This is a genomic window from Streptomyces sp. NPDC016469 (assembly GCF_040632905.1).
GTDB lineage: Bacteria > Actinomycetota > Actinomycetes > Streptomycetales > Streptomycetaceae > Streptomyces.
In genome coordinates, this window is sequence record NZ_JBEYCQ010000031.1 from 33,872 (window position 1) to 54,963 (window position 21,092).

The following is a 21,092-nucleotide window of genomic DNA, read 5'->3' on the forward strand; positions in this document are numbered from 1 at the left end:
GAGCCGCCCTTCGCCGCCTGTGTCCGTCGTGATCGTCGGGATCGTCGTGCTGTGTCTGTGAGCCTAACGACTACTCGGGCAGCCGGAGTTCCAGGTCGGCCCGGGGGAGCACGCCGTCGCGCCCGACACCGGTCAGCAGATCGGCGACCGGGCCCGCGCCGGGCAGCTGGGCCTCGGGGTCCACGTCGTGCCAGGGGGCGAGAACGAAGGCGCGCTCGCGGGCCCGGGGGTGGGGGAGGGTGAGCACGGGGTCGTCGGAGACGACATCCGCGTACGAGACGATGTCGACGTCGATGGTGCGCGGACCCCAGCGCTCCTCGCGGACCCGTTCGAAGGCTTCCTCGATGGCCTGGCCGCGCTCCAGGAGCGAGGACGGGGGCAGCGTCGTCTTCACGACGATCACCGCGTTGAAGTAGGAGGGCTGGGAGCCCGGGGCGACGCCCCAGGGCTCGGTCTCGTACACCGGGGAGACCGCCTTGACCCGGAGGCCGGGCGTGTCCTCCAGGGCGTCGATGGCGCCCTGGAGCGTCTCCAGACGGTTGCCCAGGTTGGCCCCGAGGGAGATCACGGCGAGTTTGGGGTTGGAGAGGGTGATGTCCGCCGCGTCCACCTGCTCGACCACGGAGGCGGGCACCGGCTGTACGGTCGGGTCGCTCTGCCCTTCGGTGGAAAATGCAGTCATGCTCGGCTCCGGGTGATGGTGATGGTGACGTCGTCGAACGGGACGGTGATGGGCGCGTCCGGCTTGTGCACCACGACCTCCACCTCCTCGACGCCGTCGTGCTTGAGGCACTGCTGGGCGATGCGCTCGGCGAGCGTCTCGATCAGGTCGACCGGCTCGCCCTGGACCACCGCGACGACCTCCTCCGCGACCACGCCGTAGTGCACGGTCTTCGTCAGGTCGTCGGTGGCTGCCGCGGGGCGGGTGTCGAGGCCGAGCACCAGGTCCACGATGAACGTCTGCCCCTCTTCCCGTTCCCGGGGGAAGACGCCATGGTGCCCGCGGGCCTTGAGGCCGCGCAGCGCGACACGATCCACGCGAATCACTCCTGCTGTCGTTGGTCGTAGGGGCAAGGGGCCGCGTGCGGGCGGCCGGGTGCCCGATTTCGAATCTACCTGCGAGCACCGACAGCACCTCCCCGTGGGGGCCGGACCTGCGGGCACGGAACAGATAGCCGCTGATACCCCGATGCGGCCGGGTCCAATCACCCCGGACCGGCTTTCGTGCCCGAAGGAAGGGCGGACCGGCTCAGGACGCGGGTTCTTCGTCCTCTTCCTCGCCGGTTTCGGCCAGTACGGGCGAACCGTGGTGCGACCAGAGCTTCCAGCCGTCCGGAGTGCGGCGGAACACATTCGTGGCGACGACGAGCTGCCCGACGAGGGGGCCGAGCGAGGCGCCGTCCTCGGCGGGACCGCCGCTGAGGATGTTCTCGGTGCACGTCACCAGCGCGGTGTCGCCGGTCATGGAGACGCCGACGTCGGTCAGGAAGAACTGGATGTACTCCGTGTTGGCCATGATCAGCGCGTAGCTGCGCAGCACCTCGCGCCGCCCGCTGAGCACCGGCCAGCCCGGGTGGACGCAGGAGACCGTCAGCTCCTCGTCCGGCAGCCAGGCGGCGGTCAGCGCGTCCAGGTCGCCACGCTCCACCGCCTCGTAGTAGGCGGTGTTGGCCTGCTCGACGGCCGCGATGTCGGCGGCGGCGTCCGCGTGCCCGTCCGCCGGCCCGGTCGCCTCGTCGCCCGGCCCGGTCACGCGGCTCCCTCGATGGCGCGGGCGACCCGGACGGCGTCGGCGGTGGCCCGTACTTCGTGAACCCGGACCGCCCAGGCGCCGGCCCGGGCGGAGAGGGCGGAGACGGCGGCCGTCGCGGCGTCGCGCTCGCGGGCGGGCGGCGGGGCGGCGCCCTCGCGGGCCAGGACGCGCCCCAGGAACCGCTTGCGGGACGCGGCGACCAGCAGGGGGCGGCCGAGGGCGTGCAGCGCGTCGAGCCCGGCCAGCAGCGCCAGGTCGTGCGGGGCGTCCTTGGCGAAGCCGAGCCCGGGGTCGATCACGAGGCGTTCCGGGGCGATGCCGCCGGCGACCACCGCGTCCATCCGGTCGCGCAGCTCGTCGGTGACCTCGGCGACCACGTCCGCGTACACCGCCCGGCTGTTCATCGACTCGCTGAAGCCGCGCCAGTGCATGACGACGAACGGCGCGCCGGCGGCGGCGACCACGGGGACCATGTCCGGGTCGGCCTGGCCGCCGCTGACGTCGTTGACGAGGACCGCGCCGGCGGCGATCGCCTGCTCGGCGACGCGGGCGCGCATGGTGTCGACGGAGACCGTGACGCCCTCCGACGCCAGGCCCCGCACGACCGGGATCACCCGGCGCAGCTCCTCGGACTCGTCCACCCGGCTGGCGCCGGGGCGGGTGGACTCGCCGCCGACGTCCACGAGGTCGGCGCCCTCGGCGACCAGGTCGAGGCCGCGCTTGACGGCCGTCGTGGTGTCGAACCAGCGGCCCCCGTCGGAGAAGGAGTCGGGGGTCACGTTGACGACCCCCATGACCGCGCAGCGGTCCCACTCCGGCAGACCCTGGACCGTCCCGCGCAACGTACTCATATGACCAGCGTAGGCCTGTACGGGGCGGCTCTACGCCGTACGGGCGTCCTGCTCGCCCGCCGTGGGCCGTGCGTGGGCGCAGGGGCGGCGGGGGGCGGACCGGAGGGGGCGGGGGAGCGCGAGGTGGACGAAGCCCTCGGCCTGCATCGCGGCGAAGGAGATGCGGGGCAGGTCGCGGGCGGTGCGGTAGACCACGAAGCGGGGCTCCCAGCGCGGCCGGAACTTGGCGTTGAACTTGTACAGCGACTCGATCTGGAACCAGCGCGAGAGGAAGATCAGCAGCCCGCGCCAGACCCGCAGGACGGGCCCGGCGCCCAGCTTCTCGCCCCGGGCGAGGGCGGAGCGGAACATCGCGAAGTTCAGCGAGACGCGGCTGACGCCGAGCCGGGGCGCGGCCTGGAGAGAGGCGACGATGAGCAGTTCGTTCATGCCGGGGTCGGCGGAGCGGTCGCGGCGCATGAGGTCGAGGGACATGCCGTCGGTGCCCCAGGGCACGAAGTGGAGCACGGCCTTCAGGTCGCCGTACGGGGAGTCGGCGGCGTCCTCGTCCGCCTTGTGGGCGGTGGCGACGAAGCAGTCCCGGTCGGCGGTGTCACCGATCCGGCCGAGCGCCATGGAGAAGCCGCGTTCGGTGTCGGTGCCGCGCCAGTCGGCGGCGGCCCGGCGGATGCGGGCGAGTTCGGCCTCGCCGATGTCGGCCACGCGCCGGACGCGGGTCTCGTAGCCGCCGCGCTCAATGCGCTTCACCATCTGGCGTACGTTGCGCATCGCGCGCCCGGCGAGCGAGAAATCCGCGACGTCGACCACCGCCTCGTCGCCCAGTTCCAGGGCGGTGAGTCCGGTCTCGCGGGTCCAGACCTCGCCGCCGGTCTCGCTGCACCCCATGACGGCGGGGGCCCAGGAGTGCGCCCGGGCCTCGTCCATGAAGCGTTCGATGGCCCCGGGCCACGCCTCCACGTCACCGATCGGGTCGCCGCTGGCGAGCATCACGCCGGAGACCACGCGGTAGCAGACGGCGGCCTTGCCGCTGGGCGAGAACACCACGGCCTTGTCGCGGCGGAGCGCGAAGTGGCCGAGCGAGTCGCGTCCGCCGTGCCGTTCCAGCAGGGCGCGCAGCCGGGCCTCGTCGTCCTCGGTGAGCCGGGCGGCCGGGTGTTCGGGGCGGAAGGCCAGGTAGATGGTGGTGACGGCGGTCAGCAGGCCGAGGGCGCCGAGCGAGCAGCCGACGGTCCAGGAGGTGTCCCCGGAGTAGTCGACGGGCCCCTCGAAGCCGACCAGGCCGTACAGCACGTGCTGGAGGCGGTCGGCGATACTGGGGCTGCCGACCAGGCGGCGGGGGTGGGCGCTGACGATGACCAGGCCGAGGCCGAGCGAACCGGCGCCGAGCAGGACGAAGTTGGCCAGGGCCCGCCACCGGCTGCGCGGGTCGGGCAGGGCCGCGAACTCGCTCCGGTGGCGTACGAGCAGGTAGCACAGGGCCAGCGAGACCAGGGTGCCGAGGACCGAGTGCCGGTAGCTGAACTGGGCCAGTGCGCCCGCCGGCAGCAGTATGACGGCGGCGCGCCAGGCGCGGCGCTTGTGGCGTTTGAGGCCGTGCGCCAGGAGGAGCAGCAGGACGCCGGCGCTGAGCGAGAGCGCGGCGGCGAAGGGGCCGAGGGCCCCGGGGAGCACTTCGGTGAGGGTGTGCATGCGGCTGTGCCGGAAGCGCGGGAAGACTCCGGCGGCGACGTCGATCAGCCCGACGGCGGTGCACGCTGTGCCGACGAGCGCGGGCACGGACTCCGGCCGGGGCCCGCGCGCGATCGTGCGTGCGCGAACCGGAACCGATCCTGATTTATCCCCATCTAGCGTGACAGACATCGCTTCCCGTGGTTCCGCGAGAGATTTCCTGGAGTCCGGCGGCCGGGGCCCTGCGGACGATGTGCGACCTCTAGGACGATCCTTCCGGGCCGTGGGTTCACCCGCTGCCCGGAAATTTCCTGACAGAAAGTTCACCCGTCATGGGCCTTACGGGCAAGCCGGTGCTGATCCTCGCGATCGGGCTGGCCGTCGTACTGTTCACCGTCACCGTCTGGTGCTGGCCGAGGCTCGCCCGGCGCAGTGCGCGCGCCGTGTTCGGCCGGGTGGGCATGCTGCTCGCGACCCAGGTGGCGGTGTTCGCCACGGTCGGCCTGCTGGCCAACAACAGCTTCCTGTTCTACGGCTCCTGGGCCGACCTCTTCGGCCGCAAGCAGGATCTGGGCGTGGTCACCGACCACGCGGCCGGGACGCTGGCCGCCAAGAACATCGTCCGGGTGGGCTCGCAGCGGCCGGACGTGCCGGGCGGGGCGCTGCCGAGGGTGGGTGGCCGGATCGACAAGGTCGTGATCGCGGGCCGCCGGTCGGGCATCGAGAGTGCGGCGTACGTGTATCTGCCGCCGGAGTACTTCCAGCCGGCGTTCGCCCGGCGGAAGTTCCCGGCGGTGGTGGTGCTCACCGGGTATCCGGGCACCTCGGAGAACCTGATCAAGGGGCTGCGCTATCCGCGAACGGCACTCGAACGAGTGAAGGCCGGACGGGCGCAGCCGATGATCCTGGTCATGCTGCGTCCGACCGTGGCGCCGCCCCGGGACACCGAGTGCGTCGACATAAAGGGCGGTCCGAAGACGGAGACGTTCTTCGCGGACGACGTGCCCCGGGCGGTGTCGGCCGGGTACCGGGTCGGCAAGCGGGCCCGCAACTGGGGCATCATCGGCAACTCGACGGGCGGCTACTGCGCGTTGAAGATCGGGCTGCACCATCCGGGCCGGTACGCCGCGAGCGCGGGGCTCTCCGCGTACTACGAGGCGGCCGAGGACCCGACGACGGGCGACCTCTTCCACGGCGACGAGGCGGCGCGGCGCCGCGCGGACCTGCTGTGGACGCTGGACAACCGGCCGCAGCCGGACTCCTCGTTCCTGGTGACGAGCTCCCGCCACGGTGAGGCGAACTACGCCGACACACGGAAGTTCGTGGCCAGGGTGAAGCAGCCGGCGCAGGTCTCCTCGATCGTGCTGGACAGCGGGGGGCACAACTTCAACACGTGGCGCCGGGAGATCCCGGCCGCGCTGGAGTGGCTGAGCAGCCGGCTGAGCGAGAGCTGAGGGCAAGGGCCCGCCGGGCCCCGCTCTCAGAGCCCCGCCGCCCCTGCCACGCTCTCGACCTCGACCTCCGCGCGGGGCACCGAGCGGCCGTCCGCGCCGACCGAGCGGCGCAGCGCCTCGTGCAGGCGGGCCGGGGTGAGCACGCCCAGGAAGCGGCCCTCGCCCGCCTCGTCGATGACGGCGATCCAGCCGGCGTCGTGCTGGAGCATGGTGGCGAATGCCTGTTTGAGCGGGGCGCCGAGGGGAAGCCACGCCTCCATGCGGCGGGCGTGGTCGCGGACGGTGCCCTTGGAGCCGGTCCGCGCGTCGTCGGCGGGGATCCAGCCGTGCAGGTGCTCGTCGCCGTCCAGGACGACGGCCCAGCGGGCGCCCTCCGCGCGGAGGCGGTCGGTCGCGGTGGACAGCGGGTCGTCCAGGTGGACGACGGGCGGGCGGTCGAGGTCGCTCTCCTCGACGGGGGTGACCGAGAGCCGCTTGAGGCCCCGGTCGGCGCCGACGAAGTCCGCGACATAGTCGGTGGCGGGGGCGCCGAGCACGGTGGCGGGGGTGTCGAACTGCTCGATCGAGCCCTGCCCGTAGACGGCGATGCGGTCGCCGAGACGGACGGCTTCCTCGATGTCGTGGGTGACGAACAGGACGGTTTTGCGGACCTGTTCCTGAAGTCTCAGGAATTCGTTCTGAAGGTGCTCGCGCACCACGGGGTCGACCGCGCCGAACGGCTCGTCCATCAGCAGGACCGGCGGGTCGGCGGCGAGTGCCCGGGCCACGCCGACGCGTTGGCGCTGTCCGCCGGAGAGCTGTTCGGGATAGCGGTCGCCATAAACGGAAGGATCGAGTCCGACGAGGTCGAGGAGTTCGGCGGCTCGGGCGCGTGCCTTTTGGCGTTTCCAGCCGAGCAGATGGGGAACGGTGGCGGTGTTCTCCAGGACCGTCTTGTGCGGGAAGAGGCCCACTTGCTGGATCACATAGCCGATGCGGCGGCGCAGGCGGACGGGGTCGATGGCGGATATGTCGTCCCCGTCGAGGAATATCCGGCCCTCGGTCGGTTCGATCAGCCGGTTCACCATCTTCATGGTGGTCGTCTTGCCGCATCCCGACGGTCCGACGAGCGTGACCAGTTCACCCTCGGCGACCTCGAAGGAAAGGCCGTCGACGGCGGTGGTGCCGTCCGCATACCGCTTGGTGACGTGCTCGAAACGGATCATGGTTCCCCATTGTCGCGGGTGTTCTGTGAAGGACATGTTGCTGGAACACAACGGCTCCGGCGATTGTCAGTGGTCGAGGATAGGCTCGCCGGACATCAGTACGAGAAGGCGAACGGGAGGTGGGGGGACGGATGGCCGGACAGAACTGCCTGGTGACGAACGACTGGATCTGCGGGGAGTATCTCCGTTCCCGCAGCCAGGAGTTGACGGACGCCACCGTCCAGCACATCTGGATCACCGCCGTCTCGGTCGCGATCGGGGTGGCCGTCGCCTTCCCGCTGGCGCTCCTCGCACGCAGGGGCCGCCGCTTCGCCGGACCGGTCCTCGGGCTGACGACGGTGCTCTACACCGTGCCGTCGCTCGCGATGTTCTCGCTCCTGCTGCCCCTGTTCGGGCTCTCCGCCGCCCTGGTGGTCACCGGGCTCGTGCTGTATTCGCTGACCATCCTCGTACGCAACATCCTGGCGGGCCTGGAAGCGGTGCCCGAGGAGGCGAAGGAGGCCGCGCACGGCATGGGGTACGGGCCGGTCCGCCTGCTGTGGGAGGTGGAGCTGCCGCTCGCGCTGCCCGCGCTGATGGCCGGGATACGGATCGCCACGGTGTCCACGATCGCGCTGACGACGGTCGGTTCGATCGTCGGCCGGGGCGGCCTCGGCAATCTCATCGAGGACGCGCTGCCGAGTTTCTTCAAGGCCCAGGTGCTGGCCGCCTCGGTGCTCTGCGTGCTGCTCGCCGTCGTCGCGGACCTGCTGCTGCTCGGTCTGCAGCGGCTGCTGACGCCCTGGACCCGCGTCCGCGCCGCGCACGGCCCGGCCAAGGTGGAGGCGGTCTGACATGGGAGTTCTCGGGGACGCCTGGACCTGGCTCACCACCGGTGCCAACTGGTCGGGGGAGAGCGGGGCCGCCCACCGGCTGAGCGAGCACCTGTACGTCAGCGGTGTGGCGCTCGCCCTGGCCTGCGCCGTCGCCCTGCCCCTCGCGCTGTACCTGGGCCACATAGGGAAGGGTGGCGCCCTCGCGGTCAACCTGGCCAACGTGGGGCGGGCGGTGCCCGTCTTCGCGGTGCTGGCCCTCTTCATGGTCTCGCCCCTGCGCAACGCGGGATACATACCGACGATCACCGCCCTGGTGCTGTTCGCCGTGCCGCCGCTGCTCACCAACGCCTACGTCGGGATGACCGAGGTGGACCGCTCGGTGGCGGAGGCGGCGCGCGGGATGGGCATGTCGGGCGGTCAGCTCTTCCTGCGCGTCGAGCTCCCCCTGGCGTACCCGCTGATCATGACCGGGCTGCGGTCGGCCGCCGTCCAGGTCGTGGCGACGGCGACCATCGCGGCGATGGTCGGGCAGGGCGGCCTCGGCCGCATCATCACCGCCGGGTTCAACACGTACGACACCGCGCAGGTGGTGGCGGGGGCGCTGCTGGTCGCCGTGCTCGCCCTGCTGGTGGAGGCGGTCCTGGTGGCCGTCGACCGCCTGCTGTCCCCGCTGCGCCGCCGCCGGCCGGCCTGAGGGCCCCGGCGGCCCATCCGACTCGTCACACATGTCGCACATCCACCACTTGTCGCATACGGCTTCGCCGCCGTGGACGGAGAAGAACATGACCAGGACCTCACGCGTGGCCGGCGCCGTCATCGGCATTCTCGCGCTGGCGGGCTCGCTCGCCGCGTGCGGCGGGGACAGCCTGGAGGAGGACAAGGGCGCCCCGGCCGGAGGCCAGGACTCCGGCAAGAAGGGCTCGCTCGTCGTCGGCGCCGCCTCCTTCACCGAGTCCAAGGTGCTCGCCGAGCTGTACGCGCAGATCCTCCAGGACGCCGGATACAGCACCTCGGTCACCACCGTGAAGAACCGCGAACTGTACGAACCCTCCCTGGAGAAGGGCGAGATCGACGTCGTCCCGGAATACGCGGCGACGATCGCGGAATTCCTCAACGCGAAGGTGAACGGGGCGAAGGCCGCCGAGTCGAAGCCGGTCGCCTCGGGCGACGCCGCCGCCACCGTCGCCGCCCTCAAGAAGCTTGCCGAGCCGCGCGGACTGAAGGTCCTTCCGGCCGGGAAGGCCGTCGACCAGAACGCGTTCGCGGTGACCAAGGAATTCGCCGACAAGCACAAGCTGAAGACACTTTCCGATCTCGGCGCGGCGAAGATCGGCGTCAAGGTCGCGGCGGGCGACGAGTGCGAGGTGCGGCCCTTCTGCGCACCCGGACTCAAGAAGACGTACGGCATCGACGTCACCGGAATCGACCCCAAGGGCGTCGGCACCCCGCAGTCCAAGCAGGCGGTGAAGGACGGCAAGGACCAACTCGTCCTGACCACCACCACCGACGCCGTGCTCGACACCTACGACCTGGTGTTCCTGGACGACGACAAGAAGCTCCAGAACGCGGACAACATCCTGCCCGTGCTGAACGCGAAGGACGCCGACGACCAGGAGATAGCCGACGCACTCGGCAAGCTCACCGGCGCACTCACCACCGAGGACCTCGCACAACTGAACCGCAAGGTCGACGCGGAGCGCGCCAAGCCGGCCGATGTGGCCCGTGAATATCTTCAGTCGAAGGGGCTGATCAAGAAGTAGCGAAGGCGTTCGGAGAACGGCCGGCGGGAGCCGCCGGGTAACTTGCCGGGCACAGATTGCCGGGCGGCTCCCCAAGTGCGCCGCGCACACGGTAAATTTCGGGCCATGCCACGTGGACGCCATCGCCATTCGCCACCACTGCACAGAATCCTTCCGCCTTCGGCAGTCGCCGGAGCGTCGGTCGCCTGTGCAGCGGGAGCCTGGCTGCTGACCGAACCCATGGTCCTGCGCGCACTGGTCGCGGCCGCGGCGGCGGCCGCCGTCACCGGCGCGGTCCTCATGCGCAGCTGGGACCGCGAGGCGGGCCGTCGCGTCGCCGAGCTGACCCGCGCCCGCGCCAGTGACGAGTGGCGCGCCGAGGAGCGCGCGGCGGAGCTCGAAGCGGATCTGGAGGAGGCGCGGGAGATCCGCGCCCGCCTGGAGACGAAGCTGCGCCGCAAGCGCGTCGAACTGGCCGGGCTGCGGGGCGAACACGCCGCGCTGCTGCGCCGGTACGCCAACGCGGAGACCGAGCGCGCCAGCGTCCTGGAGAGCCGGCGGCAGCTCGCGATCGAGGCGTCCGCGCCCGCCCGCGCACTGCCCCCCGCCCGCTCCACCCCCACCCCCGACGCCTACGCCCGCGCCGCCCGCGCGCTGGCCGACCTCCCGCGCAACGCGGCGCTCCAGAAGGCCCGCCGGATCGCCGAGGACGCGGCCCGGCACCGGGACGCCGCGGAGCGCGCCCGGGAGGCGGAGGAGTCGCGGACCGCCCTGCCCGCCACCCGGTCCGCCGTGCAGCCGCCCGCCCCGCGCCCGGTTCCGGCCGCCGGCGCGATCGTCCCGTACGCGGCGTCCCGCCGCCATCTGGTGCCGCAGGGCAGCTTCGACTTCTTCGGTACGCAGAAGGCCGTGCCCGCCGCGGCCGCGCGCGCCGCCATCGAGTCCGTGCAGAACGAGGACCTGGCCGACGTGGTGGGCGAGGAGGTCCTGGCCGCGCAGCGCCCGGACGCCCCGGAGGACCGCGCCGTCGGCAAGGTCATCGACCTCACCGCGCACGACGAGACGGAGCAGCTGGACGTGGCGGAGCTGCGCAGCGCGATCTCGTAACGCGGTCGCGTCGCCGGCGCCCGCTGCGTGGCGGTGGCGCCCTACTTGTCGATGTCGCCGACGACGAAGAACAGCGAGCCCAGGATCGCCACCATGTCGGCGACCAGCGTGCCCGGCAGCAGTTCGGTGAGCGCCTGGATGTTGTTGAACGACGCCGAGCGCAGCTTCAGCCGGTACGGGGTCTTCTCGCCCTTGGAGACCAGGTAGTAGCCGTTGACGCCGAGCGGGTTCTCGGTCCAGGCGTACGTGTGGCCCTCGGGGGCCTTGAGGACCTTCGGCAGCCGCTGGTTGACGGGCCCCGGCGCCAGCTCCGCCATCCGGTCCAGGCAGGCGTCGGCGAGGTCCAGGGCGTTGTGCGTCTGCTCCAGCAGGCATTCGAACCGGGCCAGGCAGTCGCCCTCGGTCCGGGTGACGACCTTCAGCGTCTCCGACAGCTCCCCGTACGCGAGGTACGGCTCGTCGCGCCGCAGGTCGAAGTCGACGCCCGAGGCGCGGGCGATCGGCCCGGACACCCCGTACGCGTGCACCGCCCCGGCCGACAGCACGCCGACGCCCCGGGTGCGGGCCCGGAAGATCTCGTTGCCGAGGACCAGCCCGTCGTACACGTCCATCCGGGAGCGGACCGAGGCGACGGCGTCCCGGGCCCGGCCGAGCCAGCCCGCCGGCAGGTCCTCCTTGAGGCCGCCGACCCGGTTGAACATGTAGTGCATGCGGCCGCCGGAAACCTCCTCCATCACCGCCTGAAGCTCCTCGCGCTCCCGGAACGCGTGGAACACCGGGGTGATCCCGCCGAGTTCCAGCGGGTACGAGCCGAGGAACATCAGGTGGTTGAGGACCCGGTTCAGCTCGGCGAGCAGGGTGCGGGTCCAGACCGCGCGCTCCGGGACCTCCATGCCGAGCATCCGCTCGACGGCCATCACGACGCCCAGCTCGTTGGAGAACGCGGAGAGCCAGTCGTGGCGGTTGGCGAGCATGATGATCTGGCGGTAGTCGCGGGCCTCGAACAGCTTCTCCGCGCCGCGGTGCATGTAGCCGACGACCGGTTCGGCGTGCTGGATGCGCTCGCCGTCCAGGACGATGCGGAGGCGGAGCACGCCGTGGGTGGAGGGGTGCTGGGGGCCGATGTTGAGCACCATGTCGGTGCGTTCGGCTGCGCCGCCGATGCCGATGGTCGTCTCCGTCATGGGGGCCAGTATTCCTTGCGCGCCGTTGCTGCGGGGCTCTGCCCCGGACCCCGCTCCCCGATCACCGGAGGGGCTCAGGGTTTCCTGTGTTCCAGCCAGCCGAAGTCGCCCAGGCCGCCCCGGGCCGTCAGTTCCGCTGCCTCGCCCGCCGTCGACAGGGCGCGGACGTACGCGGACGGGTCGGCCGACGCCAGGGTCAGGGGCGGGCGTTCGCCCGTGATGCCCAGGGTCGCCAGGGCCTCGCGCTGGGTACGCAGGTGCGCGGGCGGGCCCGCCGTCGCCGCGCACGCGTCCAGCGCCACGTGGGCCGTCAGGTCGCAGGTGCCGTCCGGCACCGGCCGGACCTCGCGGCCCGCGCGGAAGCCGGTGAGCGTGCCGAAGGGCGGGCGTTCCCCGCGTACGTGTGCGTAATCCACCGCCACCGCGAGCCCGGCGGACAGGGACGACACCGCCGCCGCCCACGCCTCGTCGCGCGGGCGGCCGATCTCCGCCCGGCTGCCCGGGCCGGCCGACGGCCACCAGCGGCGCAGCCACTCCGCGTCCGCGCCGGTCACCGGAGCGCCCAGCCGCTCCGCGCCGTCGGAGACGCGGACCTCGACGTACCGTTCGACGCCCTCGGCGTCCGTCTCCGCGACGGGGAGCGGCACGTTGTCCAGCCACTCGTTGGCGAAGAGCAGCCCGCGCGCTCCGTGCGGCGGCTCCGCGCACCACTCCACCCGGGGGTCCAGGCCCTCGGGGCGGCCGGCGAGCTCCACGGCGTACGCGCGCACCGCGAGGTCCGCCCCGCCCTCGGCCGGGAGCGCGGCGAGGACACCGGTGACGAGTTCCCCGCGCCCGGCGCCCATGTCGACCAGGTCCACGTGCGCGGTGCCGAGGTCCGCCGCGGTGCGGACCAGGAGCCGGGCGACGGCGGTGGCGAACAGGGGCGATGCGTGCACGGAGGTACGGAAGTGACCCGCGGGGCCCTCGGGGCGCCGGTAGAAACCCTCGTCGCCGTAGAGCGCGGTCTCCGCCGCCTCCTGCCACCCGCGCCACTCATCCGTCACGCGCCCAGTCTCCACCTTGGGGAGTACGGTCCCGGGACCCGGATCGGCCCTTCGGCTGACCCGGCGGCCCTCGGCCTTCTTTACGCTGGGTTACGTGCAGCGCCTCTACGATTTCATCCGCAGACACCCGACGGGCGTCGACAGCTTCTGGGCTGTCTTCCTCCTCGGGCTCTCCGGCATGACCCTCGTGGTGGGCGACGTCGGGCACGGCGGGCGTCTCGAACGGATCGCGATCGTGCCGGTCGTCCTCGGACTCTGCCTCGTCGTCGCGCTGCGCCGCCGCGCGCCGGAGAAGATGCTGCTGCTCGCCATCGCGATGGGCGTCGTCCAGCTGATCTGCGGCGTCCGGCCGAACGTCGCGAACTTCGCGATGCTCGTCATCACCTTCACCGTGGCCACCGTCGGTGAGCGCTGGGCCTCCCGGCTCGCCCTGGCGTGCAGCCTGACCGCCGCCACGATGTCCCAGCTCCGCTGGCCGAACGCGGAGGGCACGCCGCGCAACTGGGCGCAGACGTTGTTCGTCGTCGCCGTGCTGACGGTGCCGTTCGTGCTGGCCTGGGTGCTCGGCGACTCGATGCGGACCCGGCGGGCCTACTTCGACCAGCTGGAGGAGCGGGCGGCCCGGCTGGAGCGGGAGCGCGAGGCCCAGTCGAAGGTCGCGGTGGCCGCCGAGCGGGCCCGTATCGCCCGCGAACTGCACGATGTCGTCGCGCACAACGTCTCCGTGATGGTGGTGCAGGCCGATGGCGCCGCCTACGTCATGGACGCGGCGCCCGACCAGGCCCGGCAGGCGCTGGAGACCATCTCCAGCACCGGCCGCCAGGCGCTCGCGGAGATGCGGCGGCTGCTCGGGGTGCTGCGGACGGGCGACGCGCAGGAGAGCGGGGAGTACGTCCCGCAGCCCGACGTCGAGCAGATCGAGGAGCTGATCGACCAGGTCCGCAAGGCCGGTCTGGCGGTGGACTTCAAGGTCGAGGGGACCGCCCGCCCGCTGCCCAGCGGCGTCGAGCTGACCGCGTACCGCATCGTGCAGGAGGCCCTGACCAACACCCGCAAGCACGGTGGCCCGCACGCCGGGGCCAGCGTGCGGCTGGTCTACTTCGACGACGGGCTCGGCCTGCTGGTCGAGGACGACGGCCGGGGCGCGGCGCACGAGCTGTACGAGGACGGGGGCGCCGACGGCGCCGGCCACGGCATGATCGGCATGCGGGAACGGGTCGGCATGGTCGGCGGCACACTGGACGCCGGGCCGCGCCCCGGCGGAGGATTCCGGATCAGCGCGCTGCTGCCGCTCAAGGCCGCCGACCGTTGAACGAACGAGGAGAGAACAGGCCCCCATGGCGATCCGCGTGATGCTCGTCGACGACCAGGTGCTGCTGCGCACCGGCTTCCGGATGGTGCTCGCCGCCCAGCCCGACATGGAGGTGGTGGCCGAGGCCGGGGACGGCGCGGAGGCGATCGACATCCTGCGCGCCACCGCCGTGGACGTGGTGCTGATGGACGTCCGCATGCCGAAGCTGGACGGCGTCGAGGCCACCCGCCGCATCTGCGCGCAGCCCGACCCGCCGAAGGTGCTGATCCTGACGACGTTCGACCTGGACGAGTACGCGTTCTCCGGACTGAAGGCCGGTGCCAGCGGCTTCATGCTGAAGGACGTGCCGCCGGGCGAACTGCTCGCCGCGATCCGCTCCGTGCACAGCGGGGACGCCGTCGTCGCCCCGTCCACCACCCGCCGGCTGCTCGACCGGTTCTCGCCGATGCTGCCCAGCGGCACTCCGGAACCGCAGCACAAGGACATCGCCAAGCTCACCGAACGCGAGCGCGAGGTGATGCTGCTCGTCGCGCAGGGCCTGTCGAACGGCGAGATCGCGGGGCGCCTGGTGCTCTCCGAGGCGACCGTGAAGACGCATGTCGGCCGCATCCTGACCAAGCTGTCCCTGCGGGACCGGGTGCAGGTCGTCGTCCTCGCGTACGAGACGGGGCTGGTCCGCGCCGGCGGCGGCGCGGGCTGACAACGTCAGCGGAGGATCCCCTCCAGGAAGTCGCTGCCGAGCCGGGCCACCACGGTCAGGTCCAGCTGGTGCAGGACGTACCGGCCCCGGCGCCGGGTCATGACCAGACCGGCCTTCTTGAGCACCGCGAGATGGCGTGAGACCTCGGGCGGGGTGATCCCGTTCGTGTCGGCGAGTTCACCGGTGGTGTACGGGGAACGCGCGATGTTCCGGCACAGCCGCATCCGCATCGGGTGCGCCAGCGCCTCCAGCCGCAGCTGGAGCAGCTCCACCGAGGCGGGCGCGGGCAGCTCGGGCCGGTGCACCGGGTAGTGGATCACCGGGCGCCAGCCCGGGGCGTGCAACACCATCAGGTGCGGCCAGCCGAAGCTGGTCGGGATCAGCGTGAGTCCGGGGCCGACGGCGGGGTCCGTCGCGTCGGTCGCCCCCTCGGTCAGCTTGTCGACGCTGATCCTGCCGCCGTCCGCGTCGAGCGTGAGCGCGGGCGAGACCGCCCGTATCGCCTCGGCGAGCCCCTTGCGCCGCAGCAGATCCGTCTTGTGCCGCGCGTCGGCCACCAGCTGGACCCGCACCCGCTCCCAGGTGTCCGCGAAGAACGCCTGCTCGCAGTCTTCGAACAGGCGGCGCAGCCAGCGGCGCACGGGAGCGGGGTCGGCCAGCAGCCTCCGGGTGAACTCCACCTGGCGCGGGCCGCGCGCCGCCGCCATGTCCAGCGCCCGGGCGCGCGCCTCGGCGTTGCGCAGCGGGGAGGCCGCGCCGGTCCCGTAGAACGCGGCGCAGGTGAACTCCAGGGCGGCGGAGACGAAACGGTCGTCGTCCAGCCGGTCCAGGATGTCCAGGTCGGCGGCGAGGTCGTCGCCCGTCGTGCCGTCGCCGCCGATCACCCCGGCGAACGGCATGAAGACGTCCGAGAAGGTGTTCCGCCACAGGAACTCCGCCTCGTGCAGCCGGTCGGCGAGATCGGGCTCCAGGGCCGTGGCGGTGGCCGTCGCCCAGCCGTGCAGGCCCGGGTGGTGCCCCGGCTCGGCGAGGGCGTGCAGGGCGACGCCGAGCTCGACCAGCGGGGAGGTCCGGAAGACGATGCGGGCGGGGTCGAGCCCCGCGATGCCGATGGTGACGCTCACCCGGTCCATGGTGCCGGGTGGGTGTGACAGCCGGGCCGGGGCCCCGCCGCCTCAGCCCTTCCCGTCCAGCCGCTGCAGAAACGCGGCCACCGCGTCCCGCACGTCCTGCGCGCTCCACTCCAGCCCGGCCTCCGCCACCGTCATCTCCGTGTACGCCACCCCGGGCGCCCCCGTGTCCGGGGTGAACCAGCGGCGGAAGAGCACCGTGCCCGTCTCCTCCGCCTGCCGCACCGACGCCCGGGTCAGCACCTCGGCGTCGTACGGCAGCCACACCTGGAACTGGTGCGTGTGCGGCACCTCCGGGTGCACCCGGAACCAGCCCGCGCCGGCCGCCTCGAACCCCTCGGCCAGCGCACCGGCCACCACCTTCGCGTGCGCCACGTACGACGGCAGCCTCGGCAGCTCCCGGTCGAGCCCGGCCAGCGCCGCGACCGCCGCCGGGAACTGCTGGAAGAGCTGACCGCCGTACCGGTGCCGCCAGAGCCGGGCCTCCTCGACCAGCGAGGCCGAACCCGCGAGCACCGCCCCGGAGATCCCGCCCAGGGACTTGTAGAACGACACGTACACGCTGTCCGCGAGCGCGGCGATCTCCGGCAGCCCGCGCCCGAAGTGCGTGGCGCACTCCCACAGCCGGGCCCCGTCGAAGTGGACGACGGCGTCCCGGTCGCGCGCGGCGGCCACCACGGCCTCCAGCTCCTCCCAGGTGGGCAGCACGAAACCGGCGTCCCGCAGCGGCAGCTCCAGCATCAGCGTGCCGAACGGCTCCGGGAAGTCGCGGACCTCCTCGGCGGCCGGCAGCCTGGGCGCGGTCGTGGGGTGGACGGTGCGCAGCCCGCTCACCGTTCCCAGGGCGCCGCTCTCGTGCACCTCCGGGTGGGCGAGCGGATGCAGCGCCACCACGGGGTTGCCGGTGCGGGCGGCCCAGCAGCGCAGCGCGACCTGCTGCGCCATCGTCCCGGTCGGGAAGAACACGGCGGCCTCCGTGCCCAGCAGGGCGGCGACCCGCTGCTCCAGCTCGCCGACGACGCCGTCCCCGTAGATGTCCGCCGGGAGTTCCAGGTCCGTGACCGTCCCGGCGTCCGCCGCCAGGGCGGCCAGCTGCTCACCGAGCGTGCGGTCCTGCGGATTGCGGGACAGCGCGCGCCCGGCCCGCCGCCACGCGGCGAGCCGGCGAAGCCGCAACGCCTCCTCGCTCCCCGGCTCCGCCTTCTCGTCCGTCACCTGCGTGTTCATGTCTGCCATGGGACGATCATCACGCAGAAAGCCGGACCTGCCCACCGCGTTTCCGGGGCCCGCCCGGAGCGGTATCCACAGCCTGTGGACAGCCGGGAGGGCGGGGCGGTCGCTGGCGTAGCATGCAAGGGAATCGTCCGGTACCCCCCGCGGACTGGAACGGAAGGCCCGCAGTGTGAACGCAACAGCTCCCAAGGACCCCCTCGACGCGAGGGACCGCCCCGCCCGGCTCACCGTCGGCGTGGTGGGGGCGGGGCGTGTCGGCCCCGCCCTGGCCGCCTCCCTCGCCCTCGCCGGGCACCGCCCGGTCGCCGTCTCCGGGGTCTCCGACGCCTCCCGCCGGCGCGCCGCCGACCTCCTCCCCGACGTCCCCCTCGTGACGCCCGCCGACGTCCTCGCGCGCGCCGAGCTCGTCCTGCTGACCGTCCCCGACGACGCCCTCCCCGGCCTGGTCGAGGGCCTGGCCGAGACCGGGGCGGTCCGCCCCGGACAGCTCCTCGTCCACACCTCCGGGCGGTACGGGACGAAGGTGCTGGACCCCGCGCGGCGGGCCGGCGCCCTGCCGCTCGCGCTGCACCCCGCGATGACGTTCACCGGCACCTCCGTGGACGTCCAGCGACTGGCCGGCTGCTCCTTCGGGGTCACCGCTCCGGACGAGCTGCGGCTCGCCGCGGAGGCGCTGGTCATCGAGATGGGCGGCGAGCCGGAATGGATCGCGGAGGAGTCCCGCCCGCTCTACCACGCGGCCCTCGCCCTCGGCGCGAACCACCTGGTCACCCTGGTCGCCCAGTCGATGGAGCTGCTGCGCACCGCCGGGGTCACCGCCCCCGACCGGATGCTCGGCCCCCTGCTCGGCGCCGCCCTGGACAACGCCCTGCGCTCCGGCGACGCGGCGCTCACCGGCCCGGTCGCGCGCGGCGACGCCGGCACGGTCGCCGCGCACCTCGGCGAGCTGCGCGCCCACGCCCCGCAGACGGTCGCCGGTTACGTGGCGATGGCCCGCGCCACGGCGGACCGCGCCCTCGCCCACGGCCTGCTCAAGCCGGAGCTGGCCGAGGACCTGCTCGACGCGCTGGCGGACGGCGGGTCCGGCCCGTCACGGTCCGGCGGCCCGCATCCTTCCGGCGACACCGGCACCGGACCGGAGGAGTCCTGATGACCGCCACCACGTCCACCGCCCCGGTCCTGCTCAACACGGCCGCCGAGCTGCACGCGTACGCCCCCGGGGGGCGGCGGGCCGTCGTCATGACGATGGGCGCCCTGCACGAGGGCCACGCCTCGCTCATCCGCGCCGCCCGCGCCCACGCGGGCCCCGCCGGGCAGGTCGTCGTCACCGTCTTCGTCAACCCGCTCCAGTTCGGCGAGGCCGCCGACCTCGACCGCTACCCGCGCACGCTCGACGCCGACCTCGCGGTGGCCGGCGCGGCCGGCGCCGACGTGGTCTTCGCCCCGTCCGTGGACGAGGTCTACCCGGGCGGCGAGCCGCAGGTCCGGATTTCGGCGGGCCCGATGGGCGAGCGACTGGAGGGGGCGTCCCGCCCCGGGCACTTCGACGGCATGCTCACCGTCGTCGCCAAGCTGCTCCACCTCACCCGGCCGGACACCGCGTTCTTCGGGCAGAAGGACGCCCAGCAGCTGGCGCTGATCCGGCGCATGGTGCGCGACCTGAACTTCCCGGTGGAGATCACCGGCGTGGAGACGGTCAGGGAGCCGGACGGCCTCGCGCTGTCCAGCCGCAACCGCTTCCTCGGCACGCACGAACGCCGCACCGCGCTCGCCCTGTCCCGCGCCCTGTTCGCGGCCCGCGACCGCCTCGCCGCCCAGGCCGCCCTGCACGCCCGCGCGCAGGCCACCGCCGCCACCGAGGACCGGGCCGCCGGGCTCAACCGGCTCGGCGAGGCCCGCCTCGCGGCCGACGCCCAGGCGGTCGCCCGGGCCCGCCCGGACGCCGGACCCGCAGCCGTGCGCGCCGCCGCCCGCACGGTCCTCGAGGAGGCGGAGGCCGCGAGCCCGCCGCTCGCCCTGGACTACGTGGCGCTCGTGGACCCGGCCGACTTCACCGAGATCCCCGACGACCGCGCGGCCGGTGAGGCGATCCTCGCCGTCGCCGCCCGGGTCGGCGCCACCCGCCTCATCGACAACATCCCCCTGACCTTCGGAGCGACCCCGTGACCGGAATACGGCTGACCGCCCCCGCACCCGGCTGGTCCATCGACGCCGACGTCGTGGTCGTCGGCTCCGGCGTCGCCGGGCTCACCACCGCGCTGCGCTGCGCCGCGGCGGGCCTCGCCACCGTCGTGGTGACCAAGGCCCGTCTCGACGCCGGCTCCACCCGCTGGGCCCAGGGCGGCATCGCCGCGGCCCTCGGCGAGGGCGACACCCCCGAACAGCACCTGGACGACACCCTGGTCGCCGGCGTCGGCCTCTGCGACGAGTCCGCGGTGCGGGCGCTGGTGACCGACGGCCCGGGCGCGGTGCGCCGGCTGATGGAGACCGGCGCCCGCTTCGACACCGCCGACGACGGCTCCGTGGCCCTCACCCGCGAGGGCGGCCACCACCGCCGCCGCATCGTCCACGCGGGCGGCGACGCGACCGGTGCCGAGGTGTCCCGCGCCCTGGTGGAGGCGGTCCGCGCGGCCGCCCTGCACACCATCGAGAACGCCCTCGTGCTCGACCTCCTCACCGACGCCGAAGGCCGTACCGCCGGTGTCACCCTGCACGTGATGGGCGAGGGCCAGCACGACGGCGTCGGCGCGGTCAACGCCCCGGCCGTGGTCCTGGCCACCGGCGGCATGGGCCAGGTCTTCTCCGCCACCACCAACCCCTCGGTCTCCACCGCCGACGGCGTGGCGCTCGCGCTGCGGGCCGGCGCCGAGGTCTCGGACGTGGAGTTCGTCCAGTTCCACCCCACCGTCCTCTTCCTCGGCGCCGGCTCCGAGGGCCAGCAGCCGCTGGTCTCCGAAGCGGTACGCGGCGAGGGCGCCCACCTCGTGGACGCCTCCGGTACGCGCTTCATGCTCGGGCAGCACGAGCTGGCGGAGCTGGCCCCGCGCGACATCGTCGCCAAGGGCATCACACGCCAGATGCAGCTCAACGGCACGGACCACATGTACCTCGACGGCCGCCACTTCGGCGCCGAGATGTGGGAGCGGCGCTTCCCGACCATCCTGGCCGCCTGCCGGGCCCACGGCATCGACCCGGTCACCGAGCCCATCCCCGTGGCCCCCGCCGCGCACTACGCGTCCGGCGGTGTCCGCACCGACCTGCGGGGCCGTACGACCGTCCCCGGCCTGTACGCCTGCGGCGAGGTCGCCTGCACCGGGGTGCACGGCGCGAACCGGCTGGCGTCCAACTCGCTGCTCGAAGGACTCGTCTTCGCCGAGCGCATCGCCGCCGACATCGTCGCCGACCGCCCCCGCGCGGGCGAGGCCGTCGGGCCCGCCGGGAGGCCCGTCCCGCTCCTGGCCCCCGAGACCCGGCTCACGGTCCAGCGCGCCATGACCCGGGGCGCCGGAGTGCTGCGCTCCGCCGAGAGCCTGGCCGCCGCGGCGGACGAGCTGGAGGCACTGCACCTCGCCACCCGCGAGACCGGGGCGGCGGAGACCAAGCCCGCGGTGCCCGGCGTCGAGGCGTGGGAGGCCACCAACCTGCTGCTCGTCGCCCGGGCCCTGGTCGCCGCCGCCCGCGCCCGCGAGGAGACCCGCGGCTGCCACTGGCGCGAGGACCGGCCCGAGCGCGACGACACGGACTGGCGCCGCCACCTCGTCGTACGGCTCGACCCGGAAGACGGTCTCGTCCTCCGTCGGACGGATACCGAGGCATTCGGGCCCGTGGACGCGCCCGGGGCAGCAGACTGCGCAGCGACGAGCACCACCCACCCCACTCCCGAGGAGCCGTAACC

At 73.3% G+C, this 21,092-nt stretch carries 20 protein-coding genes; 10 read left to right on the forward strand and 10 right to left on the reverse strand.

What is annotated here, in order from left to right; all coding sequences use genetic code 11:
- Positions 1-70: 70 nt before the first annotated feature.
- The 5 genes from folK to ABZ565_RS28685 form a co-directional block, all read right to left on the reverse strand.
- Positions 71-682: a 2-amino-4-hydroxy-6-hydroxymethyldihydropteridine diphosphokinase gene (folK, locus tag ABZ565_RS28665; protein WP_361032932.1), complete on the reverse strand. Its 612-nt coding sequence runs from the start codon at positions 680-682 to the stop codon at positions 71-73.
- Positions 679-1,038 carry a dihydroneopterin aldolase gene (gene folB / locus ABZ565_RS28670; RefSeq protein WP_073966343.1) on the reverse strand — a complete coding sequence of 120 codons (360 nt, stop codon included), beginning with the start codon at positions 1,036-1,038 and terminating at the stop codon, positions 679-681. The genes folK and folB overlap by 4 nt, the downstream gene beginning before the upstream one ends.
- 211 nt (positions 1,039-1,249) lie before the next feature.
- Entirely contained in the window at positions 1,250-1,753 is a 504-nt protein-coding gene (locus tag ABZ565_RS28675; RefSeq protein ID WP_361032937.1) for a nuclear transport factor 2 family protein, read from the reverse strand.
- The gene (gene folP / locus ABZ565_RS28680) at positions 1,750-2,604 is read right to left on the reverse strand and encodes a dihydropteroate synthase (RefSeq protein WP_361032940.1); all 855 of its coding nucleotides are present in this window, start codon (positions 2,602-2,604) and stop codon (positions 1,750-1,752) included. The genes ABZ565_RS28675 and folP overlap by 4 nt, the downstream gene beginning before the upstream one ends.
- A gap of 30 nt (positions 2,605-2,634) precedes the next feature.
- Positions 2,635-4,464: a phosphatidylglycerol lysyltransferase domain-containing protein gene (locus ABZ565_RS28685; protein ID WP_361032943.1), complete on the reverse strand. Its 1,830-nt coding sequence runs from the start codon at positions 4,462-4,464 to the stop codon at positions 2,635-2,637.
- Between the two features lie 140 nt (positions 4,465-4,604).
- Between ABZ565_RS28685 and ABZ565_RS28690 the strand changes: the two genes are divergently transcribed.
- Positions 4,605-5,726, forward strand: coding sequence for an alpha/beta hydrolase-fold protein (locus ABZ565_RS28690; protein WP_361032946.1), 1,122 nt, complete (start codon positions 4,605-4,607; stop codon positions 5,724-5,726).
- A gap of 26 nt (positions 5,727-5,752) precedes the next feature.
- On the opposite strand, the gene ABZ565_RS28695 is transcribed toward ABZ565_RS28690, so the two are convergent.
- Entirely contained in the window at positions 5,753-6,931 is a 1,179-nt protein-coding gene (locus tag ABZ565_RS28695) for a betaine/proline/choline family ABC transporter ATP-binding protein (protein ID WP_361032949.1), read from the reverse strand.
- A gap of 131 nt (positions 6,932-7,062) precedes the next feature.
- On the opposite strand from ABZ565_RS28695, the gene ABZ565_RS28700 reads away from it, so the two are divergent.
- From ABZ565_RS28700 to ABZ565_RS28715, 4 genes are all read left to right on the forward strand, one after another.
- Positions 7,063-7,764 carry an ABC transporter permease gene (locus tag ABZ565_RS28700; RefSeq protein ID WP_361032952.1) on the forward strand — a complete coding sequence of 234 codons (702 nt, stop codon included), beginning with the start codon at positions 7,063-7,065 and terminating at the stop codon, positions 7,762-7,764.
- Position 7,765: 1 nt separating this feature from the next.
- On the forward strand, positions 7,766-8,440 hold the full coding sequence (locus ABZ565_RS28705) for an ABC transporter permease (protein WP_361032955.1): 675 nt from the start codon (positions 7,766-7,768) through the stop codon (positions 8,438-8,440).
- An 88-nt stretch (positions 8,441-8,528) separates the two neighbouring features.
- The gene (locus ABZ565_RS28710; RefSeq protein WP_361032958.1) at positions 8,529-9,506 is read left to right on the forward strand and encodes an ABC transporter substrate-binding protein; all 978 of its coding nucleotides are present in this window, start codon (positions 8,529-8,531) and stop codon (positions 9,504-9,506) included.
- A gap of 219 nt (positions 9,507-9,725) precedes the next feature.
- Positions 9,726-10,592, forward strand: coding sequence for a hypothetical protein (locus ABZ565_RS28715; RefSeq protein WP_361032961.1), 867 nt, complete (start codon positions 9,726-9,728; stop codon positions 10,590-10,592).
- A gap of 41 nt (positions 10,593-10,633) precedes the next feature.
- Here the strand turns inward: ABZ565_RS28715 and ABZ565_RS28720 are convergent, their stop codons facing one another.
- Positions 10,634-11,776, reverse strand: a complete 1,143-nt coding sequence (locus ABZ565_RS28720; protein WP_361032964.1) for an NADH-quinone oxidoreductase subunit D — start codon at positions 11,774-11,776, stop codon at positions 10,634-10,636.
- 74 nt (positions 11,777-11,850) lie between these two features.
- On the reverse strand, positions 11,851-12,822 hold the full coding sequence (locus tag ABZ565_RS28725; RefSeq protein WP_361032967.1) for an SAM-dependent methyltransferase: 972 nt from the start codon (positions 12,820-12,822) through the stop codon (positions 11,851-11,853).
- A gap of 94 nt (positions 12,823-12,916) precedes the next feature.
- On the opposite strand from ABZ565_RS28725, the gene ABZ565_RS28730 reads away from it, so the two are divergent.
- Positions 12,917-14,134 (forward strand): sensor histidine kinase, encoded by a 1,218-nt coding sequence (locus tag ABZ565_RS28730; RefSeq protein WP_361032970.1) that lies wholly within the window; start codon positions 12,917-12,919, stop codon positions 14,132-14,134.
- A gap of 25 nt (positions 14,135-14,159) precedes the next feature.
- On the forward strand, positions 14,160-14,834 hold the full coding sequence (locus ABZ565_RS28735; protein WP_361032973.1) for a response regulator transcription factor: 675 nt from the start codon (positions 14,160-14,162) through the stop codon (positions 14,832-14,834).
- 5 nt (positions 14,835-14,839) lie between these two features.
- Here ABZ565_RS28735 and ABZ565_RS28740 read toward each other — a convergent pair whose 3' ends face one another.
- Positions 14,840-15,967 (reverse strand): DUF5937 family protein, encoded by a 1,128-nt coding sequence (locus ABZ565_RS28740; RefSeq protein WP_361032976.1) that lies wholly within the window; start codon positions 15,965-15,967, stop codon positions 14,840-14,842.
- Positions 15,968-16,009: 42 nt separating this feature from the next.
- Positions 16,010-17,200 (reverse strand): beta-eliminating lyase-related protein, encoded by a 1,191-nt coding sequence (locus ABZ565_RS28745; RefSeq protein ID WP_361032979.1) that lies wholly within the window; start codon positions 17,198-17,200, stop codon positions 16,010-16,012.
- A 166-nt stretch (positions 17,201-17,366) separates the two neighbouring features.
- On the opposite strand from ABZ565_RS28745, the gene ABZ565_RS28750 reads away from it, so the two are divergent.
- The 3 genes from ABZ565_RS28750 to ABZ565_RS28760 are packed head-to-tail and all read left to right on the forward strand — an operon-like array spanning position 17,367 to position 21,090.
- Complete coding sequence (locus ABZ565_RS28750) at positions 17,367-18,347, forward strand: DUF2520 domain-containing protein (protein ID WP_361032982.1); 981 nt, start codon at positions 17,367-17,369, stop codon at positions 18,345-18,347.
- On the forward strand, positions 18,347-19,363 hold the full coding sequence (gene panC, locus ABZ565_RS28755; protein ID WP_361032985.1) for a pantoate--beta-alanine ligase: 1,017 nt from the start codon (positions 18,347-18,349) through the stop codon (positions 19,361-19,363). The genes ABZ565_RS28750 and panC overlap by 1 nt, the downstream gene beginning before the upstream one ends.
- Complete coding sequence (locus ABZ565_RS28760; protein ID WP_361032988.1) at positions 19,360-21,090, forward strand: L-aspartate oxidase; 1,731 nt, start codon at positions 19,360-19,362, stop codon at positions 21,088-21,090. Before panC ends, ABZ565_RS28760 begins: the two co-directional genes overlap by 4 nt.
- Positions 21,091-21,092 lie beyond the last annotated feature (2 nt).